Origin of the sequence: Blautia caccae (genome assembly GCF_040095955.1) — a bacterium.
Lineage (GTDB): Bacteria > Bacillota > Clostridia > Lachnospirales > Lachnospiraceae > Blautia > Blautia celeris.
Genome location: NZ_JBBMFP010000041.1, coordinates 1 through 22,523 on the forward strand (window position 1 = coordinate 1; position 22,523 = coordinate 22,523).

The following is a 22,523-nucleotide window of genomic DNA, read 5'->3' on the forward strand; positions in this document are numbered from 1 at the left end:
TATGGGTATATAGCTCAGAGGGAGAGCGGCGGCCTTATAAGGCGTGTGCCGCCGGTTCGATCCCGGCTATGCCTATTAAGCGTATGGGATAATCCTCCATTTGACATAATAAAACATATGTTCTATAATGATTAAAAAGAACACATGTTTGGAGATGATAAAATGAAAACCGGACCAACAAGGCGGCAGATGGATGTATATAACTTCATTGTCGATTATATAACCAAGAATATGTATTCTCCGTCCGTAAGAGATATATGCAAGGCAATAGGGATTAGTTCCACATCAACTGTGTGGAAGCATCTGGAGGCACTAAAGCGTTGGGAACTGATAGATTATCAGCCAGCACAGACAAGGAGCATAGTATTAAAGGGATATAAACTGGTAAAAGAGTAAGAGGCACTTAGGTGTCTCTTTTATATTGCAAAACGAAACGATTGAGAGGTGGTGAGGCTTGGCAAGACCAAGAAGTCCGAACCGGGAAATGGCTATGAAACTATGGCTTGAAAGCGGGAAGAAACGAAAATTAAAAGATATCGCTGCGGAACTGGATGTATCAGAAACGCAGGTTCGTAAATGGAAGAATCAAGACGGATGGGAAAAAGTAACGTTACCGAAAACAAAAAGTAACGTTACTAATCGCAGGGGCGGGCAGCCTGGGAATAAGAACGCTGTAGGCCACGGTGGAACAGGTCCGCCGGGAAATAAGAATGCAGTGAAAACGGGAGAGTTTGAGACTCTTTTTTTTGATACCTTGGATGCCGAAGAAAAGGAACTCCTGGAAATGGTACAGCTGGATAAGGAGCAGCTCCTTCTGCAGGAAATACAGCTTCTGACTGTTCGAGAGCGCCGGATGCTGAAGCGCATAAATGGTCTGCGTGAATTGGAAGAGCGTCTGCCAGAAGAGGAAGAGGACGACGTGCCAGGCATTATCTCAACAAAAGTTCCGTCGGGCATGACGGTAACGAAATACACTGCAGGATTTGAAAAAGGCAAGATCACAGACTTGCGGGAATTTACGGGTATCCTTGGGCAGATACAGGCAGTTGAGGAGGCCCTTACCAGAGTGCAGGCCAGACGCCAGCGCGCCATAGAGGCATTGCATAAATTTGGATATGATGATGCGCACCTGGAGCTCATAAAAGCCCAGGTGGACAAACTGAATCGAGACGGACAAGATGAAGATGGAGAGGACGGGGTGGAAATATTCAATGATGCGCCAAAAGAAGAAAATTAAGATTTCAGAAATAGTCATCCCGAAGTATCTCCCTTTGTTTAATGACCGGACGCATAGGCACATCATCCTTACTTCCGGGCGTGCGGGAACAAAATCCAGTTATGTGAGTATCGCAACAGATTTCCGGATTATGGATGAGCATAACGCATCCTGCGTTGTCCTGCGCAAGCACCACAATAAGCTGCGCAAGACGGTATATAAGGAGATGATACGCGGTATTAACCGCTTGGGAGTCAGTAAAAAACGGTTTAAGATCGGGAAATCCCCGATGGAGATAACCTACAAAAAGAATGGAAACACCATTTACTTTTCCGGATCTGACGGCGTGGATGATACAAAAGGTATCATAGATGAGGATAAGCCCATTAAGCTTGTGGTACTGGACGAGCTGACGGAGTTCTTCGATGACGGAGAAGGAGAAGAGGAGCTGGCGAACATCGAAGCTACATTTGTCCGTGGTAATCAGGGCGGATTCCAGATGATTTACCTGTACAACCCTCCAAAAAACCCGAATGCCCCCATAAACGAATGGTGTCGTAAGATGGAGGAGAGACCGGACTGCATCCACATACACACAGATTATAGAGATGTACCCCCTGATTGGCTGGGGCCTGATCTCATTGAGTCAGCGGAGGTCATGGAGCAGACAGATCCTAAGATGTATCGCTGGGTATGGCTTGGAGAGAGCATAGGTATAGACGATCTGGTCTATTACATGGTAAATACTGAACTTCATTACTACGATGGACTCCCAGAAAATGAGAAAAAGACAATTGGCGAGATAGGAGTAGGCGTTGACTACGGCCAGAAGAACCCTACGGTATTCGAGGCATTCGGTATCAGTTACAGTAGACAAACGTTATGCGGACTGGACGAGTGGTACCATTGCGGCAGAGATGAGGGGCAAAAATCACCGTCGGAATATGCAAAAGAATTGAAAGATTTTTGTGATAGGCTGGAAAAAGAGTATGACAGGGTAGTGAGCTGGGTATTTATTGACCCTTCTGCAGCCGGTCTCATTGAGGAGGTGCGACGGATTATGCCACATATAGATGTTATCCCGGCGTTCAATGATGTAAAGCTCGGGATAAGCAGAGTACAGAAATTCTTTTCTTTCCGCCGGATTTTGATTAACCAGCAAAAACAAACGTTGCTGATTAAAGAATTGGGGTTATATCAGTATGATCCAAAAAGTGTTGAAAAGGGCAAGGAAGAGGTTGTAAAGCTCAATGACCATGCCGCCGATGCCACAAGGTATCTTGTATGTGGTATGTGGGGGTTAATATCCATGTTCTTGCCGTTTACAGAACGAGAGTGAGGTGATAGCAGTGATACAGTATGAAAGCATTAAAAAGGCGCTGGGCGTCGATATAGCGGTATCGCCGGAAATGGCTGAATCCATATACCGGTGGCAGCGCATGTATCGTAATAAGCCGCCCTGGATAAGCAAAGATGTCAAGGGTCTGAACTTGCCTGCGGCCATAAGCAGTGAGTTTGCGAGACTCGTTACAAATGAGGCCAGGATTGAGGTGAGCGGCAGCCCGAGGGCAGACCTGATAAATGAAATGCTCACGCCATTTAGGGGTAACCTTCGCAAATACGTGGAATTTGCAAGTGCCACTGGTGGTATTTGCTTTAAGCCATACCTTACCGGGGAGAAGGTGGCTGTAGATATCGTACGGGCCGGTAATTGTTATCCGACGGAGTTTGATTCATCCGGTACGATGACCGGAGCTATCTTCCCGGAATTTAAACGCAAGGGGAAGAAGTTATACACGCGGTTGGAATACCACAGTCTGCAGGGAGATAAATACATCGTCATCAATCGGGCATTTGTCAGCAGAAAAGCGATTGTCAAAACAGATGAGATTGTGCAGCTTGGTATGGAGATCAAGCTGGAGGATGTCGATGAATGGGAGGATATATCCCCATATGAAGAGTTCAGGAATGCAGACTGCGCATTGTTTTCTTATCTTAAAATCCCGCTTGCCAATAACGTAGATCCTGATTCCCCACTGGGGGTAGCGGTCTATTCCCGGGCGGAAAAACAGATACAGGATGCGGATGAGATGTACGGAGCAGCTCTTTGGGAGTACCGGTCAAAGGAGACTGCTATTCAGGCGTCAAACGAATACTTCAAAAAGAACCGGCAGGGAGATGTGCTCCTTCCAAAGGGACAGGAGCGTTTGTACTATCCTATGGGTAATGGTATTGCGGACCCAACAACAGGAAAGCCTCTGTTCAATGTATACTCCCCGGAAATCAGGGATGAAAGTTTTTTTAACGGGTACAATAGGATAATCCAAAAGGTAGAATTTAACAGCGGTCTTGCTTATGGTACTTTGTCAGATCCGCAGAATGTAGAGAAGACTGCTGAAGAGATAAAGAGCAGTAAGCAGCGATCATATTCTACGGTTAAGGACATCCAGAATAGCACTGAGGAGGCCATCCGGTATCTTGTAAAGGCAATGGAGGTCTGGATTGATATGGGCGGGCTTGCACCGGCCGGTAAAGTGGAAGTGTCCTGCGACTGGGACGATTCACTCATAGTGGATAAGAAGTATGAGCTGGAACAGCTTAGAGCTGACCTGGCTGCCGGAATCATAGGCCCAGTGGAATTCCGCATGAAACGCTACGGCGAAACAGAGGATCAGGCCATGAAAGCTCTTGCAAAAATCCAATTCCCGGATGATGTACAGGAGTGATGTAGATGCGACCGGAGGAAATGGGGAGCCTGCCCCTGCAGGTGGAAAAGCTTTTCTACGGACTACAGGATAGGATAATGTCCGATGTAGTCAGACGGATTAAAAAGACAGGTGAAATAACGTCCACAGCAGATTATCAGCTAAACCGTGTCAAGATACTGGGCAATTCCTCAGAGTTTATCGAGGACGAGCTAAAAAGGCTGCTTAATGTCACATACCCTGAGTTATTTGCCCTATATGATAAGGTGATAGACTGGGAATATGTCCGCAACAAAGATATATATGAGCAGGTAAATGGACAATTCACGCCTCCAGAGGAAAATGACTGGCTGCAGGGTTTATCTTCTGCGATTGTCAGCCAGACAGAAGGCGATATCAAAAACATTACACGATCATTGGGATTTTCTCTGGATTACGGGGATGGGAAAAAAGTTTTTACTCCACTGTCAGAATACTATCAAAAGTATCTTGATCGGGCTTGTCTTGACATTGCGTCAGGCGCGTTTGACTACAACACGGCTTTACGCCGGGTGGTGCGTGAGATGACTTCATCGGGTATCCGTTCTGTTGATTATGCAAGCGGGTATAGTAACAGGGCACCTGTAGCAGCCAGAAGAGCCGTTATGACAGGCGTTCATAACCTCAGCAATAAAATCAACGAGCAGCTTGCAAAAGAGCTGGAAACGGACGATTTCGAGGTCACAGCACACTATGGCGCCCGGCCAACACATGCAGTCTGGCAGGGCAGGGTGTATAGCCGCCGAGAACTGGAGTCTGTTTGTGGTCTTGGCAGCGTGACCGGTCTATGCGGGGCAAACTGTAATCATTCTTATCTGCCTTTTATCCGGGGCATATCAACCCGGACTTATACGGATGAGATGCTGGAAGACATCCGGGAAGATGACGCCAGGATCAGAAAATACCGGGGTAAGGAATATGATGGTTACACATGCCGGCAGAGACAGCGTGAAATGGAGACCACCATGCGGGCGCAGCGTGAACGGATTAAGTATCTGAAAGAAGGCGGAGATTATGACGCAGTGCTGGCCGCTCAGAGCAGATACCTGCAGACTCTGCATGAGTACAAGGGGTTTTCAAAAATCATGGGGCTACAGCCACAGATGGAGCGTGTCTATATGGACGGGCTCGGGCGGATGGCAGGCGGGCGAATACCCACGAAAGCAGTTGTAAAATCCGGTGGAAGTGATATAATAAAACATATAAAAATACCTCAGATTCCAGCAAGTACCGTATCAAAAAAAGTTGAAGCAGGTGAGTATTCCACGAAGCTGAGTAAGCAACAATACGAGAAGCATGTGTTTGGAACAAAAAAATATATGGAATACCGACAAACCCGTGAAGCGAAAGGTGGAAATCCACAGAGTATATTGACAATCAGTGCAGATGAGGTGCAGGATATTATTAATCGGAAATCTGGCACAGGAATTGTGAGGGTTGATAGAAATGGAAATGCAAGGAACGTTGAAGACATTATTTGTGATAAAGTAATAGGGCAGTATTATGCAAAGGGAAGTTTTCACGATACTAAAAAAGCATCAATTCACTATTCTAAAAATAACGCGCACATTGTGCCAATAAGGGGTGATAACTACGATTAATGTATGGGACTTTCAGGATATAGAAGGAAATATAATGATAACTTGTACTGACGGACAGACAATAAAGGGAAAAATAGGAGATATCGTCGATGCAGGAGAAGAAGCGGAGGATTATGGCTATGAGGAAGACAGCATTACAGTTTATAGCGAAGGAAAAGCTGTAACCATTCCGCAAAGTGAAATAAAGTCGATAGAAACACTATAATACCATCAGTCAAAATGGCTGGTGGTATTTTTATGCCAACTTTTAGGGGGTGTCTGATTGATTACAGTAACTATGAGCCGCGCGGGGGTAGATATCAGCGGCCATGCAGGATATGATAAATGTGGTCGCGACATTGTGTGCGCCGCGGTATCTGTACTTGCGCATAATCTTGTCATATCCCTGGAGGCTTTAACGCCGGATAAGGTATTCGTAGAAGAGCGGCATGGATACATGAGCATAATCTGGAATGATCTGTCTGATAAAGGCAGGATACTGGTAGATTCCTTTTTTCTTGGTATCTGCGATATAGAGAGGGATTATCCAGGGGTAGAAATCAAATATGGTAAATAAGCACGCGGGGACGCCCGGGTGTTTTTTATTGTCCAATACCGGTTATGACGTTTAAAAGGTCTCGGAAACTGACCGGCAAGTCATATAAACTGTACAGCCTCCGGAAGACACCGGATATAAAAACGAAGGCGGAAAGGATGAATATGGATTTAAAAGAATTACTTGGGGATGAGCTTTATGCTCAGGTGAATGCGAAACTTGCAGAAGTAAATGGTGCGGATGACAGGAAAGAGAATCCTGTTAAATTTGTGGATTTGTCGGACGGAGCATATGTCAGTAAAGAGAAATATACCGGACTGAAAACAGAAGCAGACGGATATAAGAAACAGCTCACCGAGGCAAGCGCCACCATTGAATCTTATAAGGGAATGGATATTGAGGGCATTAAAAAATCTGCGGATGAATGGAAACAGAAATATGAGACTGATACGGCGGCACTGAATCAGCAGATTGAGACCCAGAAGAGGACATTTGCGGCCGAGAAATTCCTCGATGGTCAGAAGATTAAGTCTCCCCTTGCAAAGAAAAGCATTCTCTCAGATTTCATGTCCCAGAATCTTGAATTTAAGGATGGTACTTTCGTGGGCGCCGATGACTATATGAAAAAAATGAGAGAACAGTATCCGAATGACTTCGAGATTGAACAGCAGGAAGAGCCACCCAAGAAAAAAACATGGGTGAGAGGAACCAGCGGGTCATATAAGCCCGGAGTAGTGGATTCTGAAGAAGCCTATCTGAAACAGAAGTATGGTAGCAACAAATATTACAGAGGAAAGTAAAGGAGATTGAACTATGGAATATGGCGGATATAACGTAACAGAGAAATACAGCAGCATTGTGGAGCCGAATTTATACTACGACTCTATTTTTCAGCCGGGAATGACCTATACGGATAAATTTCAGGGTGACGCAGCGTCTGGTCTGGTTAAGATTTTTAAGGTCGGAGATGACGGAGTACAGGACCCGAAGGTTCCGGCGGCCGATTTCAGCCACGAGAAAGTGAATAATGAACTGATTGACCTGAGACTGAACAACATGCAGCAGAAATCTAAGAAAATCTATAACATTCAGGCGCAGGGCGTGCCGTACAACATGGCGGAGGAACATTTGTCCCAGGCTGTTATGGATTGTAAGGAAGGATGGCAGGCATCCGGTCTTGCTTGTCTTGCAAATGAGGGCACAGCAATGAGTGACACAGAAGCACTCACCGCGGCAAACATCAAAAAGAAAATCATCGAGGCGCGTAAAGTAGTGCGTAAAGGGAAAGCGGTTGCGAACATCGTGCTTGCGTCCGTTGACACTTATTCTACCATGCTGGAAGTTGCGGGAGATCAGTATACCCCGGTGACCAACGACAGCATTATGCAGTCCGGCCAGATTGGTAGATGGCTTGGTATGCTGTGGGTAGAGGCAAATATGCTTGATATCCTGAGCGCGGCCAAATATTACAACTATGCCGGTGACCTCAAAACTGTGGATTTGACCGGTATCGACTTCATCATGTACGACTGGAACGGATTCTCCATCGTGGACAACCTGGAGATGATTCGTCTGAAAGATTCCGAGAATTTCAACGGCACACTTGCCCAGGTTGAGATCAACACAGGATACCGTGTACCGACAGCCGCAAAAGTAGTCGTAAAAAAACACGGAGCTTGACAAGTCTGACGGTTACCTCCGTAGCAGGTAGCACGAGCGGCTCTACTAAAATCACGGTAGAGCCGGCGCTGTCAAGTGGTAACAGCTACAAGTACAAAGTAGCCGCAAATCCGACTATGCCGAATGCAGGACAGGAATGTAAGACTGGGTACACTGCTTGGGATGGTACGGCGGAGATTACAGCAACAGCAGGCCAGAAAATTGTTGTTGTCGAGGTGGATGCGGATAACCGCTGCTTTGGAGCTGGAATGGCCGTAATAACCGCCGCAGAATAGAGGTGAGTATATGTCACGGGTAGATGTAGATTATCAGTATTATGCTGATGTTTTTAAGGGAGACGCCCTTACGGAGAGTGATTTTAAAAAACACGGCATGCGGGCGGAGGCCATTGTGAACCGGATGACATACAGTCGTATCCATGAATTTGAATTGCGACCGGATGACCTGGAGGCTGTCAAAGCTGCCATATGTGCGGTATCTGAAATTTTGGCCGAGGATCACCGGCAGAAAGACGCAACCGGCGGGAGATTGGTAAAGAGTGTCAATACCGACGGGGAATCCGTGACATATGCGGACACTGCAGACAATCAGCCGCCGGAAGAGACACTATACAGTAAATGCTGTTTTGAAGCCCGTCTTTACCTAGAAGACACGACACTCTTATATCCGGGGGTGTACTATGATTATTAATGCAGAGGTGACCATATATAACCGCAAAGTAAATCCGGATACACGGAAAGTAGAGTATTTCGGGCATGTGTCGCCATGTCATTATTACTGCGAAAATAAGGTGATAACGGGCGATAAAGGAGACGGCGGCCTGAAACATGCTGATATATTTAAAATCCGGATTCCTGCCGAATATCTTGACGGGTATGTGGCGCCGGATGAGTATGCGAAGCTGCCATACAGCCCTGAGATGGCGGCTTGGACTGTAGAAAAAGAAGATCTGTTTATCCTCGGGACGCATGATATGAGGATAAAGGGGATTGGTGATCTGCAGAAGACGCACCGGCCATATGGCGTTATAGATAATTATGGAGATAACCGGAAAGGGTTTATCCCACACATAAGATTTGGAGGTTGTAAGTAATGGCAAACTTCCACTTGAAAATTGACCCGTCAGACCAAATTCTCCTCAAAAGGAGTTTGGGGAAAAACGGGAGAGGACAACTGTTTTTTGCCTCTGAGTTTGGCCGTAAATGCCGGCCATATGTGCCCGAACTTTCGGGGCGATTACGGGATAGCATGAGAGCAGAGCCTGGTAGCGTGTCCTGGGATACCCCATACGCAAGGCGGCAGTTTTATGAGCACAAAAGCAAGGGCATGTGGGCGGAAAAGTGCTGGCAGGACCAGAAAAAAAGCATTATTTCATCCACCGCAAAATTCTGCGGAGGGAGGGCAACATGAGTATTATTGAGTCGATCAGGGATTTTATAGCAACCTGCCCATTTATTGAGGAACTGGATACCATGTTTCCTCCCGTAAATGTGGATAAACTGGAACCGGAACCGTCTTACAGCATCGAAAGCGTTCCTTCGGACCCTATTGTAAAGCGGTGTATTAACGGAGACAGTATCCGCAAGGTTACGTTCTACTTGTGCTCCAGAAACCTTTATGGGGCGGAGGAGAACCTGGACACCAGTCAGTTTTATGAGAATTTTGCTGACTGGCTGGAGGACTGCACCAGGATGAAACAGCTTCCGGTATTGGGGGAAGGGCAGACATCGAGGGCAATTAAAGCAAATACGCATGGGTACATCAATGATAGTGAGGCAACATACGCCCAGTATCAGATCCAGTGCGAATTACAATATTATCAAAGAAGAAAGGTAGGATAAAGCATGAGAAGATTAGATTTACAGAGGTTTGCGGACACTGAAGCAGTGCAGCGGTATCAGGAGGCACTGTACATTAATGTTGGTGCAGCAGGTGCGGCCGCAACTTATGAACTGTTTGGAACAGGTGTTACCAAAGCGGACGAGAGCTTCGACACGAAAACAAAAGAGAGCCGCTATATCAATCAGAAATCTACATCCCAGAGTATTACAGGATACGGATATTCCATCGGTTATGAATATGAGAATATCCCGTCTGAGAAAGCTGTCAAGCTGATTGATTCCGTAGCAAAAAAAGAGAAAGTGGGATCAGAGGCAGAGACAGATCTGGTGATCGTATCCCTGTACATGCCGAAAGAAGCAAGTAAGGGATATCCGGCGAGAAAAAGGAGAGTGACCATCTCTCCGGATTCCAATTCTGACAATGACGGAACAATGGTAGGTTCTGGCAGCCTCCTGGGTAAAACAGACTGGGAGTATGGCACTTTTGATGTGGAGACAAAGGCATTTTCCGTTGATGCTGCAGTTGCTGCCAAGTTTGATGTGACGGCACCGTCGGGAAATTAAGAGGTGCTCCGGTAACTACGGCAGCTGTAGCACCTGCTAAAACGGCCGTAAAAAGAGTAGTAGCTCGAAAAACTGTGGAGAGCGAGGCTGGGGCAGAATAGCCCTGGCCTTTTATGGAGGTAAAAAAATGATTATAAATTTTGATGAACTTAACTTTGATGCGACAGACGCAGACACCCTTCAAAAATATCTTGATGCAATGCAGAACATTTCAGAAAAGGCAAACAGGCTTGATAAAAAAGCTCCACAGCCAAAACAGTATCTGTATCTTTGTGAGTCCGTTAAAGCATGTTTCGATGGTATATTCGGGGCTGGCGCTGGAGAACAAATCTGTGGTGCCAACAACTCTCTAAGAGCCTGCACAAATGCGTTTAGGGAACTGGTAGAAGAATATAATCACCAGATGCGCGAACAAGAGAGAGCGAATGAAGCACTCATCGCGGCAATGGAAGTTGAGAAGGCTGTTGATACAGAGTGAGATTAACAGAACGGCTTCCAGTAACTGTGGAGATTGCGGGAGAAGCGTATGCAATCAAAACGGATTTTAGGGATATCCTCCGCTACGACGAGATTATCAGAGGACAGAGTAATGGCAATGCGGTTTTAGAAGCCATAGATATGCTTTTGGGGGAAGAGGTGCTACGCAAACCGAATATGAGAGCTGACGATATAGCAGATGCAATCGGGTGGTTTGTTAAGTGTGGAGATATAGGAAAAAAGAGTTCCCTTCCGCGTGCAGCACTGGGCCTTAATAATGCGGTTCCTATGGATTTTGGCGCTGATTCCGCTTTGATCTATACTGCCTTCCTCCAGACGTACGGGCTTGATCTGTACGATATTCCGTATTTGCACTGGTGGAAATTTAACTGGATGCTGGAGGATATTTCCCCTTCGTGTCGTCTGTCAAAGGTGATTGAATACCGGACGATAGACACGAAAAATAAAAACTTGTCCAAAGAACAGAAGAAAGCTTATGCGGCCTTACAGCGGTATTTCCGTGTCCAGGAAAAGAAATCCGAAGAAGATGAAGCCATAGTACAGGCGCTCCTGGAAGGGAGGGACCCCTTTGGATAATGACAAAAAGCGCATAAAGATTGTGTGCCCTTATTGTGGATATAAAATGCCAATAGCTTATGATCCGGCAAGGGTTATATGCAAAGGAGTATACATTCAATGCAAGGGCAGAAAATGCAAAAAAGAATTTGAAATAAGGATTTAAGTGTCAAGTAGAGCCATTATGAGCCGATGACGCTTGCGAAAGGCAGGTGGGATTATTGGCTGATGGCAAAATTACGATTGACACAAGTATAGATAATGCTGGGGCGCTAAAAGACCTTAAAAAACTGACAAGCAACGTCAGCCAACAGGGTAACGCGGCAGCAGGGGCGGCGTCCAGTGCTTTTAGTAAGATTGGTTCCGCTGCAAAGCATTCGGCGGCAATCGCAGTAACGGCCCTTGCCGGTGTGGGGACGGCTGTCGCGGCTGCTGGTGGGCTTGCCGTTAAAGTTGGTTCCGATTTTGAGGCTGCCATGTCAAAGGTGGCTGCTGTTTCTGGCGCAACCGGAATGGACCTTAGCAAACTGACTGATAAAGCTAAGGAGATGGGGGCGAAAACAAAATTTTCTGCTTCGGAAGCCGCTGAAGCCATGAATTATATGGCAATGGCCGGTTGGAAGACAGAAGAAATGCTGAATGGTGTAGAAGGTATCATGAATCTGGCGGCGGCATCAGGAGAGGATTTGGCATCCACATCTGATATCGTGACGGATGCATTGAGTTCGTTCGGACTGCAGGCCAGTGACAGCGGGCATTTTGCAGATATCCTTGCAGCGGCGTCCAGTAATGCGAATACCAATGTTGCCATGATGGGTGAAACCTTTAAATTTGCAGCGTCAGTTGCCGGTGCAATGGGATATACAGCGGAAGATACGGCCCTTGCAATTGGTCTGATGGCAAACAGAGGTATAAAGGCAAGTCAAGCCGGTACTGCACTCAGGAGTATCATGACAAGGCTTTCAAAGCCAACGAAAGAGACCCAAGGAGCTATGAACAAGCTTGGTATCTCCCTGACAGATTCTGAGGGCAATATGAAGTCCTTGGACACTATCATGCAGGATCTGCGCGAGGGATTTTCCGGGCTGAGCGAGGAAGAGAAAGCGGCTACTGCGGCAGCATTAGGAGGCCAGGAGGCAATGTCTGGTCTGTTGGCTATTGTAGGAGCCTCCCCAGAAGAATATGAAAAACTGCAAAGCGCCATTGCAAACTGTGACGGTACTGCTGAGAGAATGGCAGAAACCATGCTGGACAATCTGCAAGGAAGTCTAACCATCCTCAAATCCTCTCTGGAAGGTCTCGGAATCGAAGTATATGAGAGCATGCAGGAGCCCTTAAAGAATGCTGCGGATAACGGGATTGCTGACGTCAACAGACTCACAGAGGCTTTTAAACAGGGCGGATTTGATGCTGCTGTCGAAGAGGCAGGAGACATACTGGCAGGGCTTTCCACGAAAGTAGCACAGTCGGCTCCTAAGATGATTGATGCCTCTGTATCTGTGGTTAAATCCTTTGTAAAAGGTATTGGCAAAAACAAGATGCAGCTTAAAGTTGCGTCAAATGACATCGTTAAATCCCTGTGTGATGGGCTGGTAAAACTTCTTCCGAAGGAGATGCAGAAGCCTGCGAAGAAAGCCCTGGATTCTCTCGTAAGGACATTTAAGTCTGGAACCAAAAACCTTCTGAGCGTTGCGCAGTCAGTTTTAAATGCTGTAGGTGCAGTGTTTAAAAGGCTGGGCGGGAATATGGATGACATTATCCCTACTGTTGTCAGCGTTGTGGCCGCCTTTAAAACTTTTAAAGCTGTTAGCGGTCCAGTGTCATCTGTTGTGGGCGTAGTTACAAGCCTTACTGGAGCGGCCAAAGGAGCGGGACTTGCGACTACCGCTTTAAATGCTATTATGGCCGCAAACCCTGCTACCCTTATTGCCGGTGCCATTGCCCTACTTGTAGGCGGATTGGCTGCGTATGCACTCACAGCAGGACGCGCGGATGAACAGCAGAGTGCCTTTAATGAGCGAATGGATAAGTTGGGATCATCCATAGAAAAGAACCAAAATGCAATAGATCAGCTCGGGGAATCCATGAAGGATACCAGTTCTTCTATTGACGCATCTGCGGCTCCTGTTGAACGTTTGCGAGGAAAATTATCTGAGGCATTTGACGAGACCGGACACGTAAAAGAAGGGTGCGAGGATCTGGCTACATCCATTCTTAATCAGCTTAATGATGCAATGGGAACTGGATATCACCTTACATCCGAAGGATTTATTGCTGACAGCAGTGAAGTCAAACAATCTATTGATGACATTAATACATCCATTGATAAGTATGTAGAAAATCTAAAAAACAAAGCTCTTCAGGAAGCTACAACAAGCCAATATACTGAAGCAATAAAAGAGCAAGCAGAAGCACATAAAAATTTAGTAGAGGCACAAAAAGCGCATCGAGAAGCCATTGAAAAAGCAATAGATGTAGATGAGCAATGGCGCAATGGGCTGGCAGACCAAGAAGCACTTGAAAAAGCTCAAACAAATTTAGAGAAAACAACAGGAAAATTGCAAGATGCTGGCCGGGCCGTTGTCGAAGCTGACGCGCAAGTTAAAGGACTTGAAGGCGTTATGGATGAGCTGGGAAAAGGAACCCCAGAAAGTGTGCAGAAGGCAATAGATGCTTATGCACAAATTCCTATAGAATCAGAGGCGGCGGCCAAAGGTGTAGTTGCCAGCCAGGAGACTATACAGGATGCACTTTCCTCTACGGACTACAGTAAAATGTCTGAAGGCTTTCAGTTGGCTATCCTGCAGATTGAGAAATCTGGTGGAGAAATTCCTAAGAGCCTACAGCAATCTATAGTTGAAGCGCTGAAGAATTTTGATAAATTGGGTACAGAGGGTCAGGAATCTGTAGCAAGTGCAATGCGTCTAATGATGGATGCAATGAAGGATAAGATTCCTGAGTTTTCAAACATGGCCGGCGCTACATCCGATCAGGTTATACAGACATTCGGAAAATACCTGAAAGACAGCGGCGCTCTTGGCGATATTGGGACAGAAGCTCTGGACAAGATGATGAAAAGCATGGAATCTGCGGACGCCACATCTGTGCCGAATAAAAAGGGAAAAGAAGTCACTGAGACAGCCGCACAGTCTATGCGGGATGGTTACGAGGTCATTAATACTGCATCAAAGGGCGCAGGCGAACAGATAGGCCAGGGATTTTCTGCAGCGGATTATTCGCTTGCAATTACTGCCGCAGCAAAAGCTTGTAATATGACCGTAGAGGAGCTGATGGGTCACCAGGAGCAGATATACGCTGTTGCAGCACAGGTTGCACAATCTGGAGCGAATGGATTCACGGCGGCTGATTTGGTAGGCATATTTGGTTCCAACGCACAAGCGGCAGCAGATGCGGCCAACTTTGCGCTTATAAATGGCTCCGCGCAGGCAGGAGCAAGCGGTGCCAATTTTGGTAATTCCACAAATGCGGCTCTTATGGCGTCAAATATGCCAGGTGTGTTTGCTGGTCAGGCAAGTGGTGCGGCGTCAAATTTTGCATTTGGTATGTTGTCCGGTGCGGGCCAGGGCGCTACGGCGGCAAGCAGTGTGGGCAGTTCCGCGGGTATGGCCTTACAAAACTCAGGGATTAGTAGCATGTTCCAGACAACCGGAACGAATGCGACCAATATCCTGAATAGCACCATTAAAGGGAGCCAGGGTACAATATCCTCCGCGTCAGCAAATCTCGGGCGTTCTTCGGCGTCTGCCTTAAAAGGGGTTAACCTGGGAAGTAACTTCCAGTCACAGGCCCGTTCCGCAGTGAACATGTTCTGCGCAGGAATCAGAGGGCTTACATCGTCCGCAACAAGTGCGGCAAGAGCGCTGGGTACAGGCAGTATTCGCGGACTGAGTGAATGTAATCTGTCCACTGCAGGAAAGACACAGGGATCACAGTTTGCAAGCTCTTTTGCTTCGGGTATCAGTTCAGGTAGCAGTTCTGCATCTGCATCAGCTACGGCGGTAGGCGGCAGTGCTCTAAGCAGTCTGAACGGTTATTCTGGCAGTGGCTATGACATAGGTGTCCAGTTTTCCGCAGGCTTTGCCTCTGGTATTCGGGCAGGCGGTGGCGGAGTGGCAGCGGCGGCGGCAGATGTTGCAAATCAAGCTGTAGCTGCCGCTCAGCGAAACCTTAAAGTGGCATCACCGTCCAGGGTTATGCGAGCAATAGGCCGTTGGTATGACAAAGGTCTTGAAGTAGGTATCGACGAAAACAAACGAGGTGTCGAAAAAGCTGTTGACCGATTGTCTGATAAATTGACCTTTGACCCAAATTCTTTACTTGCGAAAATGCGAGGAGATTTTGACAACAACCTGAGCCGGATTGCCGGGAATCATCTGGCGAATAGGTATATCGCCACGGTAACAGCACCGGAACCGCAGGAATCGGCAAAGGTAGAGCAGACGGTGAATATATATCAGCCTGTGAAATCGCATGTAGAAATGGCAAGAGAACTGCGGAAAGTAGGAAGGGAGCTGGCATTTGGATGACAAGAAAGATAATATTTACATTCCGTAAAGGGGAAGAGGAGCTTGTCTTAGACGACTCCTCTTTTTCTGTGACGGCATATGAGGGGCTGGAGTCAACGGATTACGACCTGTTGACGGAGGAAAACGTTGGTTATGCGGGAGAACGTAAAAGACGGATGAAAATACTCAAAAGACCGATAGCCATAGAATTTGACTATCTCGGATATGAAGACATCCCAGAAGTAAGGCAAAAACTGATAGGCTTTTTCTCCCCCTATAGCAGCGGGAACCTAACTGTTAATTTTATGGGAACAGAGAGAGCCATAGAGTATGAAGTCCAAAAGCTGAAATTCAGCAGCCAGAATGTGTTTGAACCCATTTCCTGCCTGCTTGAACTTGTCTGCGTAGATCCAGATTTCCAGACTCCATATCATTTAATGGAAGCAATCAGCACGTGGGTGGATGGATGGAAATGGAAATTCAAGCTCCCATTTCACATGAAACGACGCGGAGATCCCAGGGTGAATATTGTAAACGATGGACATGTAGAAACGCCCATAGAGGTGGAATTTCACGGGCCTGCAGAGAATCCCAGAGTGACAAACCTGACCACGGGAGAATATGTTCAGGTAAACCGGACCCTTACCAGTGATGACGTACTGTTTATCAACACTGCATTCCGGAATAAGATTGTGGAGATTGAGAGAAACGGTATCCGGGAGGATGCGTTTGATTATATCGACCTGGGTTCAACCTTCTTCTCCCTGCAGTTGGGGGACAACTTGCTACAGTACAGTACCCAGAACGACTTGAATCCGCAAAGTGTCATAATCCGGTACAAAAAAAGGTATCTGGGAGTATAGGAGGAATACATGGAAAGCTATGGTTTTTTTAATGGAGATACCGAGTACGGACAGGACGAGTTCAACCGGTATTTCAAAAATATATATGAGGATGGCTTAAGTAGAGGGAGTAACGGCAGCCTTACTTTGTCAGCCTCACTAAGCGGCGAATCAGTGATTTTAACGCCCGGTTTTGCAATTATGCAGGGCTTTTTTTATTACAACGACAGCAACAAGACCATACCGATCACTCGTAATAGCACCTATAAAGTGATTTATCGTCTTGTGTTGCGTTTGGATTATGAGAGCAAGACAATACAGGCCGTGCTCAAAGCAGGTACTGCCGGCAGTACACCCACAGTACCTGCGCTCACGAGAGATGCGTCACGATATGAACTATCCCTGTATCGTATTGATGTCCCTGTGACCGGTCAGATATCCATAACTGACGAGAGATTCAACACCTCAGTATGCGGAGAAATCAGACCGAAGAATTTGGCCGGATACAAAGAAATGGTAGAAGAATTTGATAGGCAGTTCCAGGCGTGGTTTAAAAACGTGCAGGGAACCGGCTGGCGTAATATTTTTGCACAGGCTACGGAGCCTGGAGGGGCGGTGACAGGAGCCATATGGATAAGCGGATAAATATTCGGTTTTTTGACCCTGATATCAATTTTATCGGGGAGATCACAGACTACACGGCCCTGATCCATGTCAGCAAATGGAAAAGTTATGGAGATTTTGAAATTCATTCTTCTGTTATGTATGACCGGTTATTTCAAGACGGGAATATCATCATGCTTGACAATGACGCCAGGAAAACAGGGATTATAAAGTACATTGGGGCGGATGACGAAGAGGGAGGATCTGTGGAACTCAAAGGGTTCTCGTTGCTCCATATGCTCACGCAGAGGATAACAGTCCCGCCAAAGGGGAAAGCGCATCATGAATTTAACAAGGCCGCGGCAGAAGATATCATGACCGCCCTCGTAAATACGAATGCGGTTGCTCCAGCAGACAGCAAAAGAAAAATCCCTAAACTTGTGGTAAAACAAAGCGCTGGAAGAGGTGACCGGCTGACATACCAAACAAGGTATGATGTACTTACAGACTGTCTGGAGGAGCTGTGCAGTGCTTCTGGATTGGGGGTCTGTGTGTCGCTGGATCCACAGAACAAGCAGTTCGTGTTTGAAGTCTTGGAAGGTGTGGACCGGACAGTGAATCAGACTGTTCGTCCGCCTATGATTTTTAATGTTAATTATGACAATATTGAAAATCGTGAGTATATCCGGGACAGCAGTGAATACAAAAACTGTGCCTACACTGGAGGTCAGGGGGATGGAGTAAACCGGGTAATCAAAATTATCGGAAATGAGAAAACCGGTCTTGACCGGTACGAGCTGTTTGTTGATGCCCGGGATGTGGAAGATGAAGCAAATTTACCGGACAGGGGCAGGGTTAAGTTGGCAGAATGTGAGAAGATTTCCTCTTACACCTGCGAGGCAGATGCCGCGCTCTATCAGAAAAAATGGAATCTGGGAGATGTGGTCACAACGAAGGATGCAGAGTGGTCCCTTTTACTGCATGAGCGGATTACAGAAGTCATGGAGACACTTGATTCAGATGGATATGTAGTTGAGCCAACCTTCGGTACCGCTACGAAATCCATCATAGAGAAAGTTAATGCCGTCAGCGGAGACACTGCGAAAAACGAGAGTATACCTGGTCCTGAAGGAAAGCAGGGGCCGCAGGGGTATAGTATACAGTACCGCTGGGATGGTACAAAACTGGGTGTAAAGAGAGAAGATGAAGGAGCCTATAAATATACGGATCTGCAGGGACCTGCCGGTAAAGATGGGCAGGACGGCAAAGACGGCATGAGCGTCACATACACACATACACAGATATCAGCTCAAGCCGTGTGGCAGATTGCGCACAATCTTAATAAGTATCCCAGTGTTACGGTGGTAGACAGCGCTGGCTCCGTTGTCGTAGGTGATATCCGTTATATTGACCGTAACAACCTCACAGCAACATTTACCGCCGGTTTTGCAGGAAAAGCGTATCTCAATTAGGAGGAAAAATGGATTTATTAACTAATTTGAATTTTGGTAAGAATGAGCTGCAGAATGCGAGAATACAGAATCTTGCTACTGCGCCAGACAGCCCTGTAGAGGGTCAGATATACTGTAACACAACAGACCATGTGGTCTATGTGTATGTAAACGGCGCCTGGAAAAATATCATATACACCTACACTGGCGAGACATTTACTTCAGCTCTTAAATCAAAGCTGGATGGAATCACAGCAGGGGCGACAAAAGTAGAAAAATCTACAACAAACGGAAATATAAAAATCAACGGATCTGAGACACAGGTTTATGCTCATCCGGGTAGTGGCACAAATCCACATGGTACTACTAAAACGGATCTGGGACTTGGAAACGTCGAAAACAAATCGGCAGCAACAATCCTTAACGAGCTGACAAAGGCTAAGATTGTGGAAAAGCTGGGGTTCACGCCTACAAAGATAACTGTGGGTCTGGATGCAGATAAAGGTACTGCATCAGGGAGTAAAGCACTGTATATTGCCACGGACACAAAAAAGATTTGGTTGGACAATGCCGCAAATACCTGGCTACAGGTTGGCGGGCAGGATACGATCACATGGGGAAATGTGACTGGAAAACCATCTACATTCCCACCGGCAGCACATAACCATGACAGTGTGTACCTTGGAATTAATGCTAAAGCCAAAAGTGCTGCCACTGCCGATAGTGTTCCGTGGTCGGGTGTAAGCGGGAAGCCGTCTACTTTTACACCTCCTGTTGCAAGCGCTACAGTGCTGGGTGGAATTAAAGTAGGGACAAACCTGAGTATCACAACAGATGGTGTACTCAGCGCAAATGATAACCCCACGAGCTATATCGTAAAACAGCAGAGATTTACAGCTACAGCAGGACAGACAGCCTTTACTTTGACCGGCGGAAAATATCGACCGGGAATCGGTGCGCTGGCTGTCTTTTTAAATGGGGCAAAAGTCAGCAATGAGATTGTGACAGAGACGTCACAGACAGTATTTACACTCAAAACCGGAGTGACTGCAGGCGATACTGTCCTTGCGGAATACATCGAGCTGATTAATGTGGAGCCATACCCGATACACGCTTCAGAGCATATGACCGGTGGAACCGACCCGATACCGGTTGCGACACAGTCTGCCGCGGGTTTGGAATCCGCCGCGGATAAAAAGAAACTGGATGGTATTGCTGAAGGAGCAAACAAATATGTTCATCCCGGCAGCGGTACAAATCCGCATGGCACCACAAAGTCAGATGTTGGACTCGGCAACGTACCAAATGTTGCCACAAATGACCAGACTCCAACTTATACAGAGGCATCTACGCTTGCAAAGCTGGTGTCCGGTGAGAAGCTGTCTGTGGCGCTGGGCAAGATATCGAAGGCCGTCACGGACCTGATTGCGCATATTGCAAATAAGTCAAATCCACATGGTGTTACAAAATCTCAAATCGGACTGGGGAATGTAGATAACACGTCAGATGCAAATAAACCTGTATCCACAGCACAGCAGGCTGCTTTAAATTTAAAGCTTAACACATCCTTAAAAGGAGCCGCAAACGGCCTTGCAGAGCTGGATAGCACAGGTAAGGTTCCGGCTGCGCAGTTGCCCTCTTTTGTGGATGACGTGCTGGAAGGGTATTACTACAGCAGCAAGTTTTACAAGGAGGATACGCATACCACAGAGATCACAGGTGAGACCGGAAAGATCTATGTGGATCTTCCGACGAATAAGACATATCGCTGGTCTGGTACTGCGTATGTGGTTATCTCAGACACAATCGCCCTTGGTGAAACAGCTTCGACTGCATACCGTGGTGATCGCGGAAAGGTCGCATACGATCACAGCCAGAGTACACACGCCCGGACAGATGCTACCAAAGTAGAAAAGTCAGGAACAAACGGAAACATAAAAATCAATGGATCTGAGTCAGTGGTATATACGCATCCATCTACACACGCAGCAAGTATGATTACACCCGATGCTACGCACCGTTTTGTAACCGATACCGAAAAAGCAGCGTGGAACGCACGCCCGAAAAAGTACAGCGCCGATGTGCCTGCCAGTGCTTCAGCCGCCATAACACATAACCTTAATACGCAGGATGTCACCGTGACTGTGAGGGAAAAAGCAAGCCCTTACAATGTCGTTTTGTGCGACGTGCAGGTGACTGGTGTAAATGTAGTCACACTGCTGTTTGCTACGGCTCCGGCCTCTGGTAAATACAGGGTGACCGTGACCGGTTAGGAGGACAGCATGAAGATATTCGGCAAGGAGTTTATATACAATGGATATAAAGTTTACCACGCCGGCGATAAGCCAACGGCGGCGGACGTTGGGGCATATACAAAGGCCCAAGTAGATCAGAAGATAACAGATGGAAATGGAACCAAGATAACAGCGGCAACAACAGCGCCAAGTGCCCCCGCAAAAGGTGAGGTATGGATCAAAATTTGAAGGGAGATATATTATGGCAGCAATAAAAAAATCACAGTTTAAGATTAATAATGGGACAGATTGGGACACTTATCACTTTGAGACAGACAGTGCCCAGACGAAGCACAAAAAAAGTGACGGCACAGAAACTACGGTGGAAGAGGTGCTAAACTCCGCTTTGGGGGGTCTTATGATACAGGTAGGAAGGATAAGTATAACTCCTAAGGCTAATACACCAACAACAAAGCATTTAACATTTCCTAAACCGTTTGCGGAGCAGGCTATGGTAGTATTAACTCCAGTATCAGGGGTAGTTGGTCAAAAAGTCCTTGGAGTCGGTACACTTAATAATACGCCGGATGGATGTGATGTTATATTAACAAGGACTGAAAATGTTGAAACTATTATTGCATGGACGGCAATAGGACCAGCAAAATAGACATTGGTTACATTTGCCCTATTGCGAACCAGACCAAGATAGTTTCTGTATCATCTTTCCTTGTAACATAAGCATCAAACCCATTTAATGTATTACGACTCGTGCCATACCCCAATAAAAAAGTACCAGGTACCGATGTTATTGGAGTAAGTACAACGCCAGGCTGACTTTTGAATGGTTTTGGGAACGTTACCGTCTTCATGGTGGGTACATTGGATTTTGGTGTTATTGTAACCCTACCGATTTGTATTGCCAATCCATCTAAAGCGGAGTTTTGCACACAGAAAGAAGGTGATTTGAATGGAAATCAGATCAAGACCGGTGACGGTCTTATTTTATTGTAGAAATTAATAAGGAGAAATGCGAATGGAAACAATCATTTCAGCCTGCATCTCTGCGGGAGTTACTTTAATTGTCTGCTTGATAAGTAACAAAAGCCAGCAGGAAAAAACGCGGGCATTAATGGAGTACAAGCTGGAAGAACTTACAAAGAAAGTAGAAAAACATAACTCTGTCGTGGAAAGAACATATATTTTGGAAGAGAAAATGAAAGTTGCGAACCACAGAATTGAAGATTTGGAAAAGGAGAGATGAACATGGACTTAAATTTTTTGATGGATTATATCAATCCGGTAATATTGGGCATCTGCCTTCTGGTGGGATATGTGATCAAGACCGCGATACCGGCGATCAAAAACAGGTACATCCCACTTGCCGCTCTTGCTATGGGAACAATTATCGCAATACTTATCAACATGAGTAACGGAATTAACGCAGAGGTGGTGCTTGGCGGTATGATTTCAGGTCTGGCAAGCACGGGATTTTATGAAATGCTGCGGAATTTAATTGACAAGGATGGAAAGAAAAAAGCAGAAAATGGACCAGGAGAAGAGGGCGAGTGATCGCTCTCTTTTTGCGCCGGCGCAACTGCCGGGGAAAGGAGTAACACATGACAAAGACAGAGGC

27 protein-coding genes and 1 tRNA gene are annotated in these 22,523 nt (G+C 46.5%); all 28 read left to right on the top strand.

What is annotated here, in order from left to right:
- Positions 1-3: 3 nt before the first annotated feature.
- A tRNA-Ile gene (locus WMO65_RS25330) sits at positions 4-75 on the top strand.
- An 87-nt stretch (positions 76-162) separates the two neighbouring features.
- Complete coding sequence (locus WMO65_RS25335; protein ID WP_187370712.1) at positions 163-396, top strand: LexA family protein; 234 nt, start codon at positions 163-165, stop codon at positions 394-396.
- Positions 397-454: 58 nt separating this feature from the next.
- Complete coding sequence (terS, locus tag WMO65_RS25340; protein WP_148393926.1) at positions 455-1,237, top strand: phage terminase small subunit; 783 nt, start codon at positions 455-457, stop codon at positions 1,235-1,237.
- On the top strand, positions 1,179-2,555 hold the full coding sequence (locus WMO65_RS25345) for a PBSX family phage terminase large subunit (RefSeq protein WP_243128887.1): 1,377 nt from the start codon (positions 1,179-1,181) through the stop codon (positions 2,553-2,555). Before terS ends, WMO65_RS25345 begins: the two co-directional genes overlap by 59 nt.
- Before the next feature lie 10 nt (positions 2,556-2,565).
- The gene (locus WMO65_RS25350) at positions 2,566-3,942 is read left to right on the top strand and encodes a phage portal protein (RefSeq protein WP_148393924.1); all 1,377 of its coding nucleotides are present in this window, start codon (positions 2,566-2,568) and stop codon (positions 3,940-3,942) included.
- Positions 3,943-3,947: 5 nt separating this feature from the next.
- Positions 3,948-5,561 (top strand): phage minor capsid protein, encoded by a 1,614-nt coding sequence (locus tag WMO65_RS25355; RefSeq protein ID WP_148393922.1) that lies wholly within the window; start codon positions 3,948-3,950, stop codon positions 5,559-5,561.
- Between the two features lie 34 nt (positions 5,562-5,595).
- On the top strand, positions 5,596-5,766 hold the full coding sequence (locus WMO65_RS25360; protein ID WP_187370711.1) for a hypothetical protein: 171 nt from the start codon (positions 5,596-5,598) through the stop codon (positions 5,764-5,766).
- Positions 5,767-5,823: 57 nt separating this feature from the next.
- The gene (locus WMO65_RS25365) at positions 5,824-6,117 is read left to right on the top strand and encodes a ribosomal-processing cysteine protease Prp (RefSeq protein WP_243128886.1); all 294 of its coding nucleotides are present in this window, start codon (positions 5,824-5,826) and stop codon (positions 6,115-6,117) included.
- Positions 6,118-6,254: 137 nt separating this feature from the next.
- A complete protein-coding gene (locus WMO65_RS25370; protein WP_187370710.1) occupies positions 6,255-6,896 on the top strand; it encodes a phage scaffolding protein in 642 nt (213 codons plus the stop codon).
- A gap of 13 nt (positions 6,897-6,909) precedes the next feature.
- Positions 6,910-7,776 (top strand): hypothetical protein, encoded by an 867-nt coding sequence (locus WMO65_RS25375; protein WP_148393920.1) that lies wholly within the window; start codon positions 6,910-6,912, stop codon positions 7,774-7,776.
- Positions 7,773-8,051, top strand: a complete 279-nt coding sequence (locus tag WMO65_RS25380) for a hypothetical protein (RefSeq protein ID WP_243128879.1) — start codon at positions 7,773-7,775, stop codon at positions 8,049-8,051. Before WMO65_RS25375 ends, WMO65_RS25380 begins: the two co-directional genes overlap by 4 nt.
- 10 nt (positions 8,052-8,061) lie before the next feature.
- Positions 8,062-8,466 (top strand): head-tail connector protein, encoded by a 405-nt coding sequence (locus WMO65_RS25385; protein ID WP_148393919.1) that lies wholly within the window; start codon positions 8,062-8,064, stop codon positions 8,464-8,466.
- Entirely contained in the window at positions 8,456-8,869 is a 414-nt protein-coding gene (locus WMO65_RS25390; RefSeq protein ID WP_148393918.1) for a DUF6751 family protein, read from the top strand. The genes WMO65_RS25385 and WMO65_RS25390 overlap by 11 nt, the downstream gene beginning before the upstream one ends.
- A complete protein-coding gene (locus tag WMO65_RS25395) occupies positions 8,869-9,186 on the top strand; it encodes a minor capsid protein (protein WP_054353057.1) in 318 nt (105 codons plus the stop codon). Before WMO65_RS25390 ends, WMO65_RS25395 begins: the two co-directional genes overlap by 1 nt.
- Positions 9,183-9,617 (top strand): hypothetical protein, encoded by a 435-nt coding sequence (locus WMO65_RS25400; RefSeq protein WP_148393917.1) that lies wholly within the window; start codon positions 9,183-9,185, stop codon positions 9,615-9,617. Before WMO65_RS25395 ends, WMO65_RS25400 begins: the two co-directional genes overlap by 4 nt.
- Before the next feature lie 3 nt (positions 9,618-9,620).
- Positions 9,621-10,181, top strand: coding sequence for a hypothetical protein (locus WMO65_RS25405; protein ID WP_052099477.1), 561 nt, complete (start codon positions 9,621-9,623; stop codon positions 10,179-10,181).
- A 127-nt stretch (positions 10,182-10,308) separates the two neighbouring features.
- Positions 10,309-10,659, top strand: a complete 351-nt coding sequence (locus tag WMO65_RS25410) for a DUF6673 family protein (protein WP_148393916.1) — start codon at positions 10,309-10,311, stop codon at positions 10,657-10,659.
- On the top strand, positions 10,656-11,255 hold the full coding sequence (locus WMO65_RS25415) for a Gp15 family bacteriophage protein (protein ID WP_054353059.1): 600 nt from the start codon (positions 10,656-10,658) through the stop codon (positions 11,253-11,255). The genes WMO65_RS25410 and WMO65_RS25415 overlap by 4 nt, the downstream gene beginning before the upstream one ends.
- On the top strand, positions 11,248-11,400 hold the full coding sequence (locus WMO65_RS25420) for a hypothetical protein (RefSeq protein WP_187370715.1): 153 nt from the start codon (positions 11,248-11,250) through the stop codon (positions 11,398-11,400). Before WMO65_RS25415 ends, WMO65_RS25420 begins: the two co-directional genes overlap by 8 nt.
- Positions 11,401-11,455: 55 nt before the next feature.
- Positions 11,456-15,781 carry a phage tail tape measure protein gene (locus WMO65_RS25425; RefSeq protein ID WP_243128878.1) on the top strand — a complete coding sequence of 1,442 codons (4,326 nt, stop codon included), beginning with the start codon at positions 11,456-11,458 and terminating at the stop codon, positions 15,779-15,781.
- Complete coding sequence (locus WMO65_RS25430) at positions 15,778-16,623, top strand: phage distal tail protein (RefSeq protein ID WP_148393913.1); 846 nt, start codon at positions 15,778-15,780, stop codon at positions 16,621-16,623. The genes WMO65_RS25425 and WMO65_RS25430 overlap by 4 nt, the downstream gene beginning before the upstream one ends.
- Positions 16,624-16,632: 9 nt before the next feature.
- Complete coding sequence (locus tag WMO65_RS25435; protein ID WP_148393912.1) at positions 16,633-17,247, top strand: hypothetical protein; 615 nt, start codon at positions 16,633-16,635, stop codon at positions 17,245-17,247.
- Complete coding sequence (locus WMO65_RS25440; protein WP_148393910.1) at positions 17,232-18,677, top strand: siphovirus ReqiPepy6 Gp37-like family protein; 1,446 nt, start codon at positions 17,232-17,234, stop codon at positions 18,675-18,677. Before WMO65_RS25435 ends, WMO65_RS25440 begins: the two co-directional genes overlap by 16 nt.
- Positions 18,678-18,685: 8 nt before the next feature.
- Positions 18,686-20,929 carry a hypothetical protein gene (locus WMO65_RS25445; protein WP_349064775.1) on the top strand — a complete coding sequence of 748 codons (2,244 nt, stop codon included), beginning with the start codon at positions 18,686-18,688 and terminating at the stop codon, positions 20,927-20,929.
- Positions 20,930-20,938: 9 nt separating this feature from the next.
- The gene (locus tag WMO65_RS25450) at positions 20,939-21,139 is read left to right on the top strand and encodes a hypothetical protein (RefSeq protein WP_033141480.1); all 201 of its coding nucleotides are present in this window, start codon (positions 20,939-20,941) and stop codon (positions 21,137-21,139) included.
- A 13-nt stretch (positions 21,140-21,152) separates the two neighbouring features.
- The gene (locus WMO65_RS25455) at positions 21,153-21,557 is read left to right on the top strand and encodes a gp53-like domain-containing protein (RefSeq protein WP_243128875.1); all 405 of its coding nucleotides are present in this window, start codon (positions 21,153-21,155) and stop codon (positions 21,555-21,557) included.
- 366 nt (positions 21,558-21,923) lie between these two features.
- The gene (locus WMO65_RS25460) at positions 21,924-22,151 is read left to right on the top strand and encodes a hypothetical protein (RefSeq protein ID WP_115623050.1); all 228 of its coding nucleotides are present in this window, start codon (positions 21,924-21,926) and stop codon (positions 22,149-22,151) included.
- Positions 22,152-22,153: 2 nt separating this feature from the next.
- Entirely contained in the window at positions 22,154-22,459 is a 306-nt protein-coding gene (locus tag WMO65_RS25465; protein WP_148393905.1) for a phage holin family protein, read from the top strand.
- Positions 22,460-22,523 lie beyond the last annotated feature (64 nt).

Bases quoted from the DNA above. Each gene is read 5' to 3' on its own strand.
- WMO65_RS25355 (WP_148393922.1), top strand. From the start codon at position 3,948: ATGCGACCGGAGGAAATGGGGAGCCTGCCCCTGCAGGTGGAAAAGCTT.
- WMO65_RS25440 (WP_148393910.1), top strand. From the start codon at position 17,232: ATGGATAAGCGGATAAATATTCGGTTTTTTGACCCTGATATCAATTTT.
- WMO65_RS25370 (WP_187370710.1), top strand. From the start codon at position 6,255: ATGAATATGGATTTAAAAGAATTACTTGGGGATGAGCTTTATGCTCAG.
- WMO65_RS25375 (WP_148393920.1), top strand. From the start codon at position 6,910: ATGGAATATGGCGGATATAACGTAACAGAGAAATACAGCAGCATTGTG.
- WMO65_RS25360 (WP_187370711.1), top strand. From the start codon at position 5,596: ATGATAACTTGTACTGACGGACAGACAATAAAGGGAAAAATAGGAGAT.
- WMO65_RS25445 (WP_349064775.1), top strand. From the start codon at position 18,686: ATGGATTTATTAACTAATTTGAATTTTGGTAAGAATGAGCTGCAGAAT.
- WMO65_RS25435 (WP_148393912.1), top strand. From the start codon at position 16,633: ATGGAAAGCTATGGTTTTTTTAATGGAGATACCGAGTACGGACAGGAC.
- WMO65_RS25465 (WP_148393905.1), top strand. From the start codon at position 22,154: ATGGACTTAAATTTTTTGATGGATTATATCAATCCGGTAATATTGGGC.
- WMO65_RS25430 (WP_148393913.1), top strand. From the start codon at position 15,778: ATGACAAGAAAGATAATATTTACATTCCGTAAAGGGGAAGAGGAGCTT.
- WMO65_RS25395 (WP_054353057.1), top strand. From the start codon at position 8,869: ATGGCAAACTTCCACTTGAAAATTGACCCGTCAGACCAAATTCTCCTC.
- WMO65_RS25400 (WP_148393917.1), top strand. From the start codon at position 9,183: ATGAGTATTATTGAGTCGATCAGGGATTTTATAGCAACCTGCCCATTT.
- WMO65_RS25390 (WP_148393918.1), top strand. From the start codon at position 8,456: ATGATTATTAATGCAGAGGTGACCATATATAACCGCAAAGTAAATCCG.
- WMO65_RS25345 (WP_243128887.1), top strand. From the start codon at position 1,179: ATGAAGATGGAGAGGACGGGGTGGAAATATTCAATGATGCGCCAAAAG.
- WMO65_RS25405 (WP_052099477.1), top strand. From the start codon at position 9,621: ATGAGAAGATTAGATTTACAGAGGTTTGCGGACACTGAAGCAGTGCAG.
- WMO65_RS25410 (WP_148393916.1), top strand. From the start codon at position 10,309: ATGATTATAAATTTTGATGAACTTAACTTTGATGCGACAGACGCAGAC.
- WMO65_RS25450 (WP_033141480.1), top strand. From the start codon at position 20,939: ATGAAGATATTCGGCAAGGAGTTTATATACAATGGATATAAAGTTTAC.
- WMO65_RS25455 (WP_243128875.1), top strand. From the start codon at position 21,153: ATGGCAGCAATAAAAAAATCACAGTTTAAGATTAATAATGGGACAGAT.
- WMO65_RS25385 (WP_148393919.1), top strand. From the start codon at position 8,062: ATGTCACGGGTAGATGTAGATTATCAGTATTATGCTGATGTTTTTAAG.
- WMO65_RS25335 (WP_187370712.1), top strand. From the start codon at position 163: ATGAAAACCGGACCAACAAGGCGGCAGATGGATGTATATAACTTCATT.
- WMO65_RS25460 (WP_115623050.1), top strand. From the start codon at position 21,924: ATGGAAACAATCATTTCAGCCTGCATCTCTGCGGGAGTTACTTTAATT.